Genomic DNA, 14,057 nt, shown 5'->3' on the forward strand with positions numbered 1-14,057 from the left:
CATGGGGCGAAGGCACATCATTCGCTTGCACCCGCCTCAGGCCGGGGCGGGCATTCCTCGCCCACCACGGTTCCGTCATAGGCTTTCTGGCCGCAGTCATTCAGCTCATGCCAGACATAGCCGCGGCCCTCATCGGTGACGGCGACAATGCGGTCGACGCCATAAGAGATGTTCTTGACCGACAGGAACGGCTTGGCAGAGCCATCCGCCAGCTTGGCGCCAATAGCGGCGGCGTCAAAGCACTCGAACCAATCCGGCGCATTGCGCGGCTCGGTCTTGTCCGACAGGGTAAAGACCTGCGCCAGCGCGTCCGGCGTCATCTTGGTGCTGAAACAGGCGCGGTAGCGGATGGGGGAGCTGTCGGCGTCAATTGCCTCGAAATCCGCATAGGCAATCGGCTGCGCCTCACCGCCATCCAGCGGCACCAGCATCACATCGCGGCCCGGCTGCAGCGCGACCTCATCATAGAAGCCATAGACCTGCAGGTAATACATCGCCCCCCCGGCCGCGAGGCCGGACAGGACGAGTATGATCGAAAGCAGCTTACCCATCGATTTCCCCCTCAATCGAGCCAGCACTCATTGCTTCGGTTTCCTCGTCAGTCAGTATTCTTTTCTTATATGGGCGCATTAGGAAACGACCCTCAGAAACTGTGCTGCGGGAAGCGCGGAGCTCTTTAGTCTCATCCTCAGTTACGGCTACGGATGTAAGCAATTTACCCTCTGTTTCGCAGTCCTTCAGTATTTCCAAGAACCAAGGAACATGAGTGGCAGAAAGCTGGAGAGAATACTCGAACCCTTCTTCGCCAAGTGGTGTTAGCCAGAAATGTTTTCCTTTTGGCTCAAAGCGCGGCGAGTTTTGCTTAACGTTTTCCTCGTCGCAAAAGAACACTTCCAAGGAAACAAACCCGTCCGCCTTCATCGGCTCCTGATTGTAGTCCCAAATGTCCTGACCAACGTCATAGACAAAGCTGCCACGCCCATTAAGTCTGGTAACAAGCGGCCTCCAATTTCCTGTTGACCGGTTCACACTGCTTTCGAGCAGTTTCTCGAACCTGTGGAACTGCATAAACAGCTTGGTCAAGCCGCATGTCCTCCGGCCTCGGTCAGCACGAATGCATCGGCGCATTGCTTGGCCAGCGCGCGGACACGGCCGATATAGGCTTGGCGTTCGGTGACGGAAATCACCCCGCGCGCATCCAGCAAGTTGAAGATGTGGCTGGCCTTGATGCACTGGTCGTACGCGGGGTGCGCCATGATGATGCGCTTGCCGGTCTTCGGGTCCATATGCTCCTGCGCCAGAATTGCCGCGCATTCGGCCTCGGCCTCCTCGAAATGGCGCAGCAGCACCTCGGTGTTGGCCACGTCAAAGTTCCAGCGGGCGTATTCTTCCTCGGTCTGCTTGAACACGTCGCCATAGCTGAGCGGGATCAGCGCGTCCGGGTCGTTGAAGGGCATATCCATCACGTGATCGACGCCCAGGATATACATCGCCAGACGCTCCAGCCCATAGGTCAGCTCACCCGACACCGGGTGGCAGTCATGGCCGCCGACCTGCTGGAAATAGGTGAACTGGCTGACTTCCATACCATCACACCAGACTTCCCAGCCCAGGCCCCAGGCGCCGAGCGTTGGCGACTCCCAGTCGTCCTCGACAAAGCGGATGTCATGCATCGCCATATCGACCCCGATCGCCTCAAGGCTGCCCAGATACAGCTCCTGCAGGTTCGGCGGGCTGGGTTTGATCAGCACCTGGTACTGGTAGTAATGCTGCAGCCGGTTCGGGTTCTCGCCATAGCGCCCGTCGGTGGGGCGGCGCGAGGGCTGCACATAGGCCGCGGCCCAGGCCTTGGACCCCAAGGAGCGCAGCGTGGTCGCCGGGTGGAACGTGCCGGCGCCGACTTCCATGTCATAGGGCTGCATCACCGCACAGCCTTTGGCGGCCCAGTAGTTCTGGAGCCTCAGGATAATCTCTTGGAAGGAGCGCGGCGCGCCGTTGGTCTGGGTCATCTCTTATCCCTTTGGGGGCATCTGGGGCAGCAATTGCGGTGTTCTTCCTATGCAAGGCTCTTGGCAGGGTCAACGCCCTGCGGCGCGTCAGGCCCCGGCTCTGCCCCGATGCCCGCAGCGCATCGGCAACAAAAGTGCGGGAATGCGGCAACGGGCGGGGAATTCCCCCTGTCATGAGGAGTTCCCTTTGCCGCCGCAAAATGCTTTATCTCCGCCTCAAAGAATAAGAGTACTTCCGGGATACGAGGCCCTGACCATGAAAAAACTGTTTGCCGCTCTGGCCCTGCCGCTGATTGCGCTGGCCATTGCGTTCACGGCGCCGGTTTCGGCGCAAAGCAGCCGCGACGGTGTCTGGATCCAGATTGCCGCCCGCCCCTCCCTGCGCGAGGCCGAAAACGAGGCCCGCAGCTATGCCGCCCGCCTGCCCGATGTCTCCGGCTATGCGCTTGGCGGCGGCTGGTACGGCGTGGTGCTGGGCCCCTACGCCCGCGAGGACGCGGAACGCGTGCTGCAGGTCTACCGCGCCGAGGGCCAGATCCCGCGCGACAGCTTCATCGCGTTCCAGCGCAACCTGCGCAGCCAGTTCTACCCGGTTGCCGCGGATGCCACCCAGCCCGCAGAGCCGGCTCCGGCGCCCGCACCGGCTGAACCTGCAGTGCAGGAGCCCGAACCGCAGCCGCAAACCGCTCTGCAGACCACCCTGCCGGATGAGACCCCTGCACAGGCACGCCGCAGCGAAAGCGCGCTCAGCCGTGAACAGCGGATGGAGCTGCAGGTCGCCCTGAAGGCGGCAGGCTTCTACAATTCCGGCATCGACGGCGCCTTTGGCCGCGGCACCCGCGCCTCGATGAGCGACTGGCAGGCGGCCCGCGGCTTTGAGCCGACCGGCGTGCTGACCACGGCCCAGCGCCAGGTTCTGATGGATGAATACAACGCGCCGCTGATCTCCGTGGGCATGGCCCGGGCTGAGGACGCCAAGGCCGGCATCGCGCTGCAGATCCCGGCGGGGGAAGTTGCCTTTGACCGCTATGAATCGCCCTTTGCCCACTACTCCAGCAAAGGCGGCCTGGGTGCCCAGCTGCTGCTGATCAGCCAGCCCGGCGACAAGCGCACCCTATTCGGCCTCTACGACATTCTGCAGACGCTGGAAATCGTGCCGCTGGACGGCCCGCGCGAACGCAGCGCCAGCAGCTTCACGATCGAAGGCCGCAACAATCAGATCGTCTCCTTCACCCAGGCCAGCCTGAACAACGGCGAGATCAAGGGCTTCACCCTGGTCTGGCCCGCCGGTGACGAAGAGCGCCGCGCCCGTGTTCTGGCCGCGATGCAAGCCAGCTTCACCCGCCTCGACGGCGTGCTGGATCCGGCTGCAGGCGGTGAAGCCGTGCAGGATATCGACCTGGTCTCCGGTCTCGAAGTCCGCAAGCCGAAACTGTCGCGCACCGGTTTCTTCGTGGATGACCGCGGCAGCGTCCTGACCACGTCCGACGTGGTGGCCGGCTGCACCCGGATCACCCTCGATCACGGCTACCAGGCGGAGGTCGCGGCCAGCAACGCCGCCGACGGCATCGCTATCCTGAAACCGGCGGAGGCGCTGGCGCCTGCGGCGGTCGCCGGCCTCAGCACCGCCTCGCCCCGCCTGCAGTCCGAGGTTGCGGTCTCCGGCTTCTCCTACGAGGGCGTGCTTGGCGCTCCCAGCCTCACCTGGGGCAAGATCGCTGATGTGAAAAGCCTGGACGGCAACACCAATGTTGCCCGGCTGGAGCTGGCAGCACAGCCCGGCGATGCCGGCGGCCCGGTGATGGATGCAACCGGCGCGGTGCTGGGGATGCTGCTGCCGCAGCAGACCGGCGGCCAGCAGCTGCCCGAAGGCGTCAGCTTTGCCGTGAACGCCGATGTGATCCGCGGCGCCCTGGACGCTGCAGGTGTAACCCCGGCTGCACAGCCGGCCTCCGCGGGCAGCCTGCCGAACGCGGCGATCACCCGTCTGGCCTCCGGCATGACCGTTCTGGTCAGCTGCTGGGAGTAACCTGCGCCTGCAAGCAAACTGATGACACAAAACAGCCGGCGCGGATTTCGCGCCGGCTTTCTTCTTTGCAGTGCCCGCAGTCTCCCATGCGGTGGCGCGCTCCCGCCCGGCACCGGGCCTTTTCAGGCCCTCAGCCCGTTGGGCATGGCACCGTGCCTGCGCACGGTGCCGCGCCGCGCATCCGCGCGGCGCCCGGCCCAAGGCCGCCAAGGCGGCTGGCGCAGCCAGGCACCTGCGGGCGCGGGAGCGCTCCGCTGCCTGAAGCCTCTGATCAGTACGGGTGGATACGGCCGTCCCAGGTGTGAAAGCAGCCGGTGGTGTCCAGGGTCAGAACGTCGAATTCGTTGATCAGCCCAGTAACCGACTCCTGCACCGTGATATCGCCGTCATAACCGCCCATATCGGTCTGCACCCAACCGGGATGATAGATGCCGACGGCAATCCCTTCCGGCTTCAGGTCGGTTGCCAGGTTGCGCCCGATATTCAGCGCCGCCGCCTTTGATGCGCGGTAGGCATAGCTGCCGCCCGGCGCTCTGGTGTGGCTTGCCATCTGCGACGACAGAATGGCGATCTTGGGGCTTTCCGCCAGCCGCAGGTTCGGCAGCATCGCCTGCACGGTCAGGAACACGCCGGTCACATTGGCGGCCATCGTTTTGGTCCAGACCTCGGCGGAATAATCCTCCAGCCCCATTGCCTTGTCGATATAGACGCCGGCATTGCAGACCAGCAGATCCACCGGGCGGCCCTTGATCTGGGCGGCAAAGCGCGCCTGCTGGCCCGGGTCGGAGACATCCAGCTTGACGCCCGAGGAATGGTCCCGCGAGGTGCCCGTCACCTCATGACCCGCCTCCCGCAGCTGCTTTACCAGCTCCTTGCCGATCCCGCGGCTGGTTCCCGTTACAACTGCATGCATTCTGCCCTGTCCTTCAGTTTTCTGGCCCTCAATTTGATTTGCGTCCGGGACGGAAGGGCAGCGGCATCACCGGCACCCCTTCCTCGATCAGCTCCCGCGCGTCTTCCAGCTTGGCCTCACCGTGGATCGCCCGCTCCGGCGCCTCGCCCAGATGCATCGCCCGCGCCTCCCGCACGAAGTTGCCGCCGACGTAATCGGAGTTTTCCTCAACCTTCTTGCGCAGCTCGGCCAGCGCCTTTTCCACCTCGCCAGAGGGGCGGCTCAGCATGCCCGGCTCTGACGCAGAGGGCAAAGGTGCGGGGGGCACAGGGACTGGCACAGCTTTCGGCGCGGCCTGTGGTTCCGGCTCGCCGACACCGGACACGGCCTTGCGGCCCGTGCGCACCCGCGGCGCCATGATGGCCTTTGTCACCTTGGTGCCGCCGCAGACCGCACAGGACACCATCCCGGCTGCCGCCAGCTTGTCAAAAGCCGCCGCCGACTGAAACCAGCTGTCGAACGCATGCCCGTCCGCACATTTGAGGCTGTATTGAATCATGCTTTCTCTCTTAGCAGGAAAGGCTGATTAAATCTGCCTTTCCGGCAAGCGCAAGAGGTCTCTGTGTCCGCCGCGCAGCTACCGCGCGCCATTCTGGTTCTGCAGCCGCTGCCGCAGCCGTGCCGTCAGCTCCTCCGGCGCCACATCCGCCTCCACCGCCAGCCGCCTCAGGCCAAAATGCACATGCGCCATCTCCCGGTAATAGCCGGAAAACACATAGTTCACCGCCGCCCCCGCAACTGCGCCGGCAACCGGCACCACCTGTGCCGCCAGTTTCTGCCCCAGCACCGCACCCAGCTTGGGCGCCACCTGCGCAATCAGCTTGTGCAAGGCCCCGGGCAGCCCCAGCCGGACAGAGACAAACCCCAGATCCGCCCCGTCATCCTCCGCCAGCGGTCCCGCCGCGGCAAACACCTGAATGCAGTCAAAGGTCACGCTTTCAGCATCGGGATCAAACCCTTCTTCCGCCGCCGCGCTCTGAATGGTGCGCAGCAGAAAGGCGGTGGTGGCCGGCAGCTCCACCAGGGCGCCCGGCAGCCCGGCAGCGCCGCCCGCGGCCCCCATGGCCGCGCTCACCATCCGGTCAACGCCGGGTTTCTGATCCGGCACCAGGCGGCGCGACTGGCTGGCGCCCTTCATCGCCACCCGCAACGCGGTCTCCGTGGCACCGGTCAGCCCTGCCCGCACCGGTTCCGGCAGCCGCTCCAGCAGGCTCTCACCGCTGCCGCCCAGCCGGTTCAGCAAGTCAACGCCGGCCCCGCCAGCCGCCCGGTAGCGCGCCGCCAGCGCATCCAGCTCGGCGTCGATCTCCTGCGGGGTATAGGCCCGCGCGTTTGTCACGATGTCTTCCACATGCGCCTCCTCTGCCTCCCTAAAGATCGGCAGCGAAAGGCATAATTTCAAGCCTGCCAGCGGCTCACCTGCCCCTGCACGCCGTCCCAGGCACCCGCCTGCAGCGCCAGCCCCAGAACCCGCTCCGGGTTGGTCGGGGGCGGCATTTCCACCCCCGTGAGCTTGGTAAAACCAAAGCGCTGGTAATAGGGCGCGTCCCCTACCAGCATCACCCTGGCCCAGCCGGTTTCCTCTGCCTTGGCCAGGCTGTCGCGAATCAAAGACCCGCCCAGCCCCTCGCCTTGCCGCGTCGGGTGCACTGCCACCGGGCCCAGCAGCAGCGCAGAGGCACCGCCAATCAGAACCGGCCAGTACCGGATTGCCGCAGCCAGAATGCCGTCGCTGTCGCGTGCCACCTCGCTCAGGCCCTCAACCGGCGGCACCCCATCGCGCAGACGGTAGGACGACAGCGCCTCGCGCCCGGGCGCAAAGCACAGGTCATACAGCGCCTCGACCTCCCACCGGTCCTCCGGCTGCTCTGCCCTCAATTCGATCACGCTGCCCTGCCTCCGCATTCTTCCCTGCAGGCTGGCGTTTGGCCTAGCATGCGCGTAAGCCTTGGGCAAACATCTATGACCAGAGCAGGAAACAGAAATGTTCTACCGGCCCGAGGACGGCCACGGCCTCCCCCACAATCCGTTCAACGCCATTGTCACGCCGCGCCCGATCGGCTGGATTTCCAGCCGCTCACCGGACGGGGTGAACAACCTGGCGCCCTATTCCTTCTTCAACGCCGTCGCCTACACCCCGCCGCAGGTGATGTTTGCCTCCACCAGCGCCAAGCCGGACCAGGACGGTACCAAGGATTCGGTCGCCAATATCGAGGCCACCGGCGTCTTCTGTGTCAACGTGGTCTCCTACGCGCTGCGCGATGCGATGAACGCCAGCTCCGGTGCTCTGCCCAAGGACGTGGATGAGTTTGCCCATGCCGGCCTTGAAGCCGCGGAATGCGAAACCATCGCCTGTTCCCGCGTCGCCGCCGCCCCCGCGGCGCTGGAGTGCAAACTGACCCAGATCGTCACCCTGCCGGGCGAAGCCAACAAGGTGGTCTTCGGCGAGGTCACTGGCGTGCACCTGCGCGACGACTGCCTGCGCGATGGCGCCTTCGACGTCACCACCTTCCAGCCGCTGGCCCGCCTCGGCTACCGCGATTATTCTGTGGTGCGCGACCTGTTTTCCCTGTCCCGCCCCGGCGAGTGAGGCCCGCGATGCCGCTTCCCGATCCCCGTAAGCGCAACCCGATCACCCTGCCCGACGGCACGCCCCACGCGGGCACCGTGATGCTTTCGCAGGTCCTCGATCATCCGAACATCAAGGCAGGCGACTATTCCTACGCCTCCGATTTCGATCCGCCGCAGGACTGGGCGCAGCACCTGGCCCCCTACCTGTTCCCCGGATCGCGCGAGCGGCTGGTCATCGGCCGCTTCTGCCAGATCGCCCACGGGGTGCGCTTCATCACCGCCTCGGCCAACCATGCGCAGGACGGGCTCAGCTGCTACCCCTTCCCGGTATTCGACCCGGAGCAGATGGCAGGGTTCCAGCCCGACACCCGTGATACCACCGTGGGCAATGACGTCTGGATCGGCTACGGCGCGCTGATCCTGCCCGGTGCGCGCATCGGCGACGGCGCCATCATCGGCGCAGGCACCGTGGTGCGCGGCACCGTCCCGCCCTACGCCATCGTCACCGGCAACCCCGGCGCAGTGCAAAGCTACCGCTTCTCCAAACCCCAGATCGCCCGGCTGCTGGCGCTCAAATGGTGGGACTGGCCCGCCGACCTCATCACCCGCGCCGAACCGGCGCTGCTGTCCGGCGACCTCGACATGCTCGAAAGCATCGCCCCCGACTGACACCCTGCCCCGGCATTTGCTGGTCCGGAGCCGCCGTCGCCTGGGACCGGACGGCCGCGCGGGGCCTGCGGGGCCAAGGCAAATCGCCGAGGGGCCCCGCCTAGGTGGGGAGACGGCTATTTTCCTTGGCGCAGCGGGAACCGGGTGGCAGGCACGGATCAGGGGATGGAGGATCCGGATCAGCGCTTGCTGGTATGGTGAGCCAGAAGCCCCTTCAAAACAGAAAGCCCGCAGTCCTCAGAACTGCGGGCTTTTCTTTTACACTCCAGGCTGTTCAGTGGCCGCCCAGAATCCCGGTCTTGACCGAGTAATCCACCGCAACCTCATATTCCGGATCGTCGTCGCTATCGACCATCAGGTGGCCCGCCTTGGTCAGCAGCTGGTGGCAGTCGCGGCTCAGATGCCGCAGCACTAGCTTCTTGCCCTCGCCCTCATACTTCCCGGCCACCGCCTCGATCGCCTGCAGCGCCGACTGGTCCACCACCCGGCTGCGGGCAAAATCCACGATCACGCGCTCCGGATCACCCGCCACGTCGAACAGCTCGATGAACCCGTCGGTGGAGCCGAAGAACAGCGGCCCCTCAATCTCGTAAACCTTGGCGCCCTTGTCGGTCGCGGACTCGCGGGTATAGGCGTGGATACGGCGCGCGTTATTCCAGGCATAGGCCAGGGCTGAGACGATAACGCCCACAACCACCGCAACCGCCAGGTCCGACATCACTGTGACAACCGTCACCAGCACAATCACAAAGGCATCCATCAGCGGCACCTTGGTCATGATCTTCAGGCTGTTCCAGGCAAAGGTGCCGATCACCACCATGAACATCACGCCCACCAGCGCCGCCAGCGGGATCTGCTCGATCAGCGGCGAAGCCACCACGATGAACAACAGCAGGAACAGCGCCGCGGCAATGCCCGCAATCCGCGTCCGTCCGCCGGATTTCACGTTGATCATCGACTGGCCGATCATCGCACAGCCGCCCATGCCGCCAAAGAAGCCGGTCACCACATTGGATGCGCCCTGCGCGATGCATTCCTGCGAAGCACCGCCGCGCTTGCCGGTGATCTCCCCCACCAGGTTCAGCGTCAGCAGGCTCTCGATCAGACCGATGGCGGCCAGGATCACCGCATAGGGCAGGATGATCCACAGTGTCTCCAGCGTGAAGGGCGCCAGCGCAGTGCCATAAAGCCCCTCACCGGTGCCAAACGGATTGTGGAAGCTCGGGAACCCGCCCTTGATCGAGGCCATATCGCCCACCGTCGGCACGTCGATGTTCAGCGCAATGACCAGAACCGCTACAACGCCGATCCCCGCCAGCGGCGCCGGGATCACGGATGTGATCTTCGGCATCCCCCAGATGATCAGCATGGTCAGGCCGACCAGCCCCAGCATCATGTAAAGCTGCATCCCGCTCAGCCATTCCGCGCCGCCCGACCCCGGCACCTTGAACTGCGTCAGCTGCGCCAGGAAGATCACAATCGCCAGCCCGTTCACAAAGCCCAGCATCACCGGATGCGGCACCAGGCGGATGAACTTGCCCCAGTGCATGACACCCGCAATGATCTGCAAAATCCCCATCAGAACCACGGTGGCAAACAGGTACTCCACCCCGTGCTGCGCCACCAGCGCCACCATCACCACCGCCAGCGCGCCGGTCGCGCCTGAGATCATGCCCGGACGCCCGCCGAACACAGCCGTGATCAGCCCCACCATGAAGGCCGCGTAAAGCCCGACCAGCGGATGCACCCCCGCGACAAAGGCAAAGGCGACGGCTTCCGGCACCAGCGCCAGCGCCACGGTCAGGCCCGACAACAGCTCGGTGCGCACGCGGCCCACGGTAAAGCCCTCGTCCTGCATGATCGAAAGATTGGGCGGGGAAATCTGCTTGGCCAGCAAAGCCACGGCTGCGCGTCTCATGTCAGGTACCTGTGCTCGGGAGGAGGAGTGTTCGCTGCCCGCCCCTAGCGGAAAACCGCCAACGGGGCAAGGGCGCGGGATATTTGCGTCCCCCGTGAACCTTCGCCTGCCTCTGCCCGGCAGCACCGCAGCATCTTTTCTCAAATCCCGCGGGAACCGAACCCCGCGCAGGGCGTTTCTCCGATGAGTACTCACGCACAAGCCACCAACACACCGAGGAGTGAACGCTATGAAAAAGCTGCTACTTTCCACGGCGCTTGCCGCCGTGACCGCCCTGCCCGCCTTTGCCTCCGATACCACCGTCGGGGAAGCCGCCGAGGCAACCGCCGAACAGGGCGCTGAACTGGCGTCCGATGCCGCAAACGCAGCTGAACAGGCCGGCGAGACAATTGCCGAAGAAACCAGCGAAGCAGCGGCTGAGGCTGAAGCGGCAGCGGAAGCTGCGGCAGAAGAAGTGACGGAAGAAGCCGCAGAGGCAGAAGCCGCAGCCGAAGCAGAAACGGCTGAAACCGAAACCATGTCTGACACCGGAACCACCGCCGCCATGCAGCCCCGCGCCCCGTTTGAGCGTGACGGCTACATGACCGCGGAGGAAACCGACCTGACCGCCGAAAAACTGACCGGCGCCGCCGCCTATGACGCCAACGACGAATGGATCGGCGAGGTCTCCGAACTGCTGCTGACCGACGAAGGCAAGGTCAAATCCGCAGTCATCGACGTCGGCGGTTTCCTGGGCCTTGGCGAGAAGCCGGTTGAGCTGGACCTCTCCAAGATCGACATCCTGCGCGCCGACGACGGCTCCGGCCTGCGCGTCTACATCCCGATGACCGAGGAAGAACTGAAGGCGATGCCCGACTACGAGGGCTGACCCCAACCGCGCTGCCCCTGCAGCCCACCGAGACCCCGCCCCCCGGGCGGGGTCTTCGCGTTTCAGGGCGGCACCGCCGCTGGTTCGGAGACCGGGGCGGCCTGTCGTACCTTTTTTGGTTTCTCTCCTGCCTTGTGCGCAATGTGTCGCGCGCGAAAATTCTGGTCTGACGTGCGCACGTAATACTTTAACGCTTGTTGCAACTTCACCGCTCGTCCCGCCTTGAAAACACTCCCCAAGCCGCCGATGATCCCTCTATTCGGTTTGAGGGATTTGAGATGCAGCGATTCAAAAGCTGGGACGAGATTGAACCCACCGCAACCAAGGCGGAGCGGAAGCTGAAGCAGGCGGCAGAAGCCGGTGAATTCTGCATCTGCGGCCCCAAAGGTCAAACCCCGCCCGAGCCAGCGGACTGGTCGTCGCTACCCGCTGACCGCCGCATCCGCGCCGATGTGCTGCGCTTCTTCCTGCTCGGCGGCTGCGCAGACAGCCTAGTCACAGAAGTCGGCGTTATGCTGACTGGCGCGCTGATCAGCGGTGAATTGGATCTGGCGGATTGCGAAATCCCCGGCAACATGCTGGTGCATAATTGCCGTTTCCAGCATGGCATCCACGCCACCCGCTGCAACGCATTGAAAAATTTTCGGCTCGAGTCCTGCAAGCTGCCGTTTCTTTCAGCTGCCGGGCTTAAGGTCGGCGAGCAGCTGGACTGCGAAGGTGCAGAGTTCCAAAGTCAGGGCGGGATAGCGCTGAACCTCCAGGGTGCAAAAATCGATCAGAATGTTTTTCTAGGCTCTGCAAGAATACTCGGTGAGGCAAATCTGAATGGCCTTCAAACCGACGGGCAACTGGGTTGTACCAGTGCTACATTTCGGAACCAAGGAAGGTCGGCCCTTAGCGTCCAAGGTGCAAAAATTGGACAGGATGTCTTCCTCAATTCTGCAAAAGTCCTTGGTAAGGCAGACTTGAATGGCATCCATATCGGAGGACAGCTGGGATGCGATGACACTGAATTCCAGTGTCCTGGTAGAATCGCCCTGAACCTCCAAGATGCAGTTATCGGCCACGGGTTATTCTTTCGTCATCAAGTAAAAATAAAAGGAGCCGTAGACCTAAGAGCTGCACGCTGTGGTGTTATGGTCGATGATCCAGACTGCTGGCCCGAAAGAGGCCAACTAATTCTTGACGGGTTCAGTTATGGTCGCATTATCGGCTCCACAGATGCCCAGACCCGGCTTACTTGGCTGGCACGCAGTGATAACCAAAGTCGAGAGTTTTTCCCGCAACCTTATAAACAGCTCGCAAAGGTATTGCATGATGCTGGGCATGAAGCCGATGCCAAAACCATCCGGGTTGCACTAGCCCAAAAGCTGGCATTTGAGGCCCGCAGGCTGCGCCGAATCGAACTTGACGGCAACTGGGGGCCTGCCTGGGCCAGCATCTGGTATGATATCACCCGCCCGGTTTTGTGGCTTATTCATCAGGTACTGAATATTCTCACCAGCCACGGCTTCCGCCCCGAGCGCAGTCTTTTTGCCCTCGTTCTTCTTTGGCTGCTCGCCGTTCTCCCAGCTCATCTTGCCTGGAAAGAAGGCAGCTTTGCCCCGAATTCCAGCATTATCCTCACATCCGAGGAATGGGCAGAATACGATACCCGCAATGGTCCTCCAGACGTGGAAAACCCAGCGCAGGACTGGAGCGACAACACAGTTGCGGGACGCGACTGGGAAAGCTTCCACCCGCTCGCTTACGCAGCAGACGTCGTGATCCCCATTATCAATTTCGGCCAGACCGACGCCTGGGCGCCCTCAACCACCCGCGGCCCGGCCGGTGTGTTCCTCTGGTGGGCGCGCTGGCTCTTCACCCTGGCGGGCTGGATCGTCACCGCCCTTGGTGCCGCAGCACTGACCGGGATCATCCGGCGCGAATAGCCCCTGCTCTTTCATCTTTCCCCAAATACTCATGTCCCGCTGCCCGGCAGGCGGCTTTACCGCCGAGAGGGGCAGGCAACCGCCCCTGGCACCCATCCGCTGCACAGGCGGTGCACAGGCGGTGCACGCCTGTCACCCCCTGTTTACCGTACCGCTCTTGCCAAATCCCGCTCCGCTTGCGCATATCCAAAACCAGCAGCAAAAGGAGGGCAGGAAATGACCCGGGAAACCATGATCGCCGTGATCGGCGGCTCCGGCATTTATGAGATCGACGGGCTGGAAGGCGCCCAGTGGACCACGGTCGAAACGCCCTGGGGCGCGCCGTCGGACCAGATCCTGACCGGCTCGCTGGACGGCGTCAAAATGGCCTTCCTGCCCCGCCACGGCCGCGGCCATGTGCATTCCCCGACGCAAGTTCCCTACCGCGCCAATATCGACGCGCTGAAGCGGCTGGGGGTGACGGATGTGTTCTCCGTCTCCGCCTGCGGCTCCTTCCGCGAGGAGATGGCGCCGGGCGATTTTGTTGTTGTGGATCAGTTCATTGACCGGACGTTTGCGCGCGAGAAAAGCTTCTTCGGCACCGGCTGCGTCGCCCATGTCAGCGTCGCGCATCCGACCTGCGAACGGCTCTCGGACGCGGCAGAGACGGCAGCGCGGGAGGCTGGCGTCAAGGTCCACCGCGGCGGCACTTACCTGTGCATGGAGGGGCCGCAGTTCTCTTCGATGGCCGAAAGCAAGATGTACCGCGAGCAATGGGGCTGCGACGTGATCGGCATGACCAATATGCCCGAGGCCAAGCTCGCCCGCGAGGCAGAGCTGTGCTACGCCTCCATCGCCATGGTCACCGATTACGACAGCTGGCACCCGGAGCATGGCGCGGTGGAAATCACTGATATCATTGCCACTTTACAGGGCAACTCCGCCAACGCCCGCGAACTGGTGCGCCGCCTGCCCGGCCTCTTGGGCAAGGCGCGGCAGGACTGCCCGCACGGCTGCGACAAGGCGCTGGAATACGCCATCATGACCGCCCCGGAGAAACGCGACCCGGCGCTTTTGGCCAAGCTGGACGCGGTGGCAGGCCGGGTGCTGGGCTGACACTCGGACATCCCG

14 protein-coding genes are annotated in these 14,057 nt (G+C 63.9%); 6 read left to right on the plus strand and 8 right to left on the minus strand.

Translation table 11 applies throughout. The features are described 5' to 3' along the window. Positions 1-17: 17 nt before the first annotated feature. Genes RA24_RS01915 through RA24_RS01925 form a run of 3 tightly spaced genes read right to left on the minus strand, consistent with a single transcriptional unit; the run spans position 18 to position 2,009 of the window. Positions 18-551, minus strand: a complete 534-nt coding sequence (locus tag RA24_RS01915; protein WP_039189409.1) for a DUF6446 family protein — start codon at positions 549-551, stop codon at positions 18-20. After that, on the minus strand, positions 544-1,083 hold the full coding sequence (locus tag RA24_RS01920; RefSeq protein WP_039189411.1) for a hypothetical protein: 540 nt from the start codon (positions 1,081-1,083) through the stop codon (positions 544-546). The genes RA24_RS01915 and RA24_RS01920 overlap by 8 nt, the downstream gene beginning before the upstream one ends. Beyond that, positions 1,080-2,009, minus strand: coding sequence for a glycine--tRNA ligase subunit alpha (locus RA24_RS01925; RefSeq protein ID WP_039189413.1), 930 nt, complete (start codon positions 2,007-2,009; stop codon positions 1,080-1,082). The genes RA24_RS01920 and RA24_RS01925 overlap by 4 nt, the downstream gene beginning before the upstream one ends. A gap of 256 nt (positions 2,010-2,265) precedes the next feature. Between RA24_RS01925 and RA24_RS01930 the strand changes: the two genes are divergently transcribed. Beyond that, positions 2,266-4,038, plus strand: a complete 1,773-nt coding sequence (locus RA24_RS01930) for a trypsin-like peptidase domain-containing protein (protein WP_019298370.1) — start codon at positions 2,266-2,268, stop codon at positions 4,036-4,038. A 271-nt stretch (positions 4,039-4,309) separates the two neighbouring features. Here RA24_RS01930 and RA24_RS01935 read toward each other — a convergent pair whose 3' ends face one another. The 4 genes from RA24_RS01935 to RA24_RS01950 all read right to left on the minus strand — a co-directional run bounded on the left by RA24_RS01935 (position 4,310) and on the right by RA24_RS01950 (position 6,895). Then, the gene (locus RA24_RS01935; protein ID WP_019298369.1) at positions 4,310-4,951 is read right to left on the minus strand and encodes an SDR family oxidoreductase; all 642 of its coding nucleotides are present in this window, start codon (positions 4,949-4,951) and stop codon (positions 4,310-4,312) included. Positions 4,952-4,979: 28 nt separating this feature from the next. Then, the gene (locus tag RA24_RS01940; protein ID WP_039189415.1) at positions 4,980-5,489 is read right to left on the minus strand and encodes a DUF1178 family protein; all 510 of its coding nucleotides are present in this window, start codon (positions 5,487-5,489) and stop codon (positions 4,980-4,982) included. Positions 5,490-5,567: 78 nt separating this feature from the next. Continuing rightward, positions 5,568-6,341, minus strand: coding sequence for an EcsC family protein (locus tag RA24_RS01945; protein ID WP_082020305.1), 774 nt, complete (start codon positions 6,339-6,341; stop codon positions 5,568-5,570). Between the two features lie 47 nt (positions 6,342-6,388). Further along, positions 6,389-6,895 (minus strand): GNAT family N-acetyltransferase, encoded by a 507-nt coding sequence (locus RA24_RS01950; protein WP_019298366.1) that lies wholly within the window; start codon positions 6,893-6,895, stop codon positions 6,389-6,391. A gap of 79 nt (positions 6,896-6,974) precedes the next feature. Between RA24_RS01950 and RA24_RS01955 the strand changes: the two genes are divergently transcribed. Both RA24_RS01955 and RA24_RS01960 read left to right on the plus strand, forming a co-directional pair. Next, positions 6,975-7,580, plus strand: coding sequence for a flavin reductase family protein (locus RA24_RS01955; RefSeq protein ID WP_039189417.1), 606 nt, complete (start codon positions 6,975-6,977; stop codon positions 7,578-7,580). 8 nt (positions 7,581-7,588) lie between these two features. Then, positions 7,589-8,230, plus strand: coding sequence for a CatB-related O-acetyltransferase (locus RA24_RS01960; RefSeq protein ID WP_039189420.1), 642 nt, complete (start codon positions 7,589-7,591; stop codon positions 8,228-8,230). 274 nt (positions 8,231-8,504) lie between these two features. On the opposite strand, the gene RA24_RS01965 is transcribed toward RA24_RS01960, so the two are convergent. Further along, positions 8,505-10,148 (minus strand): SulP family inorganic anion transporter, encoded by a 1,644-nt coding sequence (locus tag RA24_RS01965; RefSeq protein WP_039189421.1) that lies wholly within the window; start codon positions 10,146-10,148, stop codon positions 8,505-8,507. A gap of 229 nt (positions 10,149-10,377) precedes the next feature. Here RA24_RS01965 and RA24_RS01970 point away from each other — a divergent pair, with 229 nt between their 5' ends. The 3 genes from RA24_RS01970 to RA24_RS01980 all read left to right on the plus strand — a co-directional run bounded on the left by RA24_RS01970 (position 10,378) and on the right by RA24_RS01980 (position 14,042). Then, positions 10,378-11,016, plus strand: coding sequence for a PRC-barrel domain-containing protein (locus RA24_RS01970; protein WP_052269507.1), 639 nt, complete (start codon positions 10,378-10,380; stop codon positions 11,014-11,016). 194 nt (positions 11,017-11,210) lie between these two features. After that, positions 11,211-12,947 (plus strand): hypothetical protein, encoded by a 1,737-nt coding sequence (locus RA24_RS01975; RefSeq protein ID WP_152612792.1) that lies wholly within the window; start codon positions 11,211-11,213, stop codon positions 12,945-12,947. A gap of 216 nt (positions 12,948-13,163) precedes the next feature. Beyond that, positions 13,164-14,042 (plus strand): S-methyl-5'-thioadenosine phosphorylase, encoded by an 879-nt coding sequence (locus RA24_RS01980; protein WP_039189426.1) that lies wholly within the window; start codon positions 13,164-13,166, stop codon positions 14,040-14,042. The last annotated feature ends 15 nt before the right edge of the window (positions 14,043-14,057 follow it).

The organism is Leisingera sp. ANG-M6 (assembly GCF_000813905.1).
GTDB lineage: Bacteria > Pseudomonadota > Alphaproteobacteria > Rhodobacterales > Rhodobacteraceae > Leisingera.

Bases quoted from the DNA above. Each gene is read 5' to 3' on its own strand.
- RA24_RS01970 (WP_052269507.1), top strand. From the start codon at position 10,378: ATGAAAAAGCTGCTACTTTCCACGGCGCTTGCCGCCGTGACCGCCCTG.
- RA24_RS01950 (WP_019298366.1), bottom strand. From the start codon at position 6,895: ATGCGGAGGCAGGGCAGCGTGATCGAATTGAGGGCAGAGCAGCCGGAG.
- RA24_RS01980 (WP_039189426.1), top strand. From the start codon at position 13,164: ATGACCCGGGAAACCATGATCGCCGTGATCGGCGGCTCCGGCATTTAT.
- RA24_RS01935 (WP_019298369.1), bottom strand. From the start codon at position 4,951: ATGCATGCAGTTGTAACGGGAACCAGCCGCGGGATCGGCAAGGAGCTG.
- RA24_RS01925 (WP_039189413.1), bottom strand. From the start codon at position 2,009: ATGACCCAGACCAACGGCGCGCCGCGCTCCTTCCAAGAGATTATCCTG.
- RA24_RS01940 (WP_039189415.1), bottom strand. From the start codon at position 5,489: ATGATTCAATACAGCCTCAAATGTGCGGACGGGCATGCGTTCGACAGC.
- RA24_RS01915 (WP_039189409.1), bottom strand. From the start codon at position 551: ATGGGTAAGCTGCTTTCGATCATACTCGTCCTGTCCGGCCTCGCGGCC.
- RA24_RS01955 (WP_039189417.1), top strand. From the start codon at position 6,975: ATGTTCTACCGGCCCGAGGACGGCCACGGCCTCCCCCACAATCCGTTC.
- RA24_RS01930 (WP_019298370.1), top strand. From the start codon at position 2,266: ATGAAAAAACTGTTTGCCGCTCTGGCCCTGCCGCTGATTGCGCTGGCC.
- RA24_RS01960 (WP_039189420.1), top strand. From the start codon at position 7,589: ATGCCGCTTCCCGATCCCCGTAAGCGCAACCCGATCACCCTGCCCGAC.
- RA24_RS01965 (WP_039189421.1), bottom strand. From the start codon at position 10,148: ATGAGACGCGCAGCCGTGGCTTTGCTGGCCAAGCAGATTTCCCCGCCC.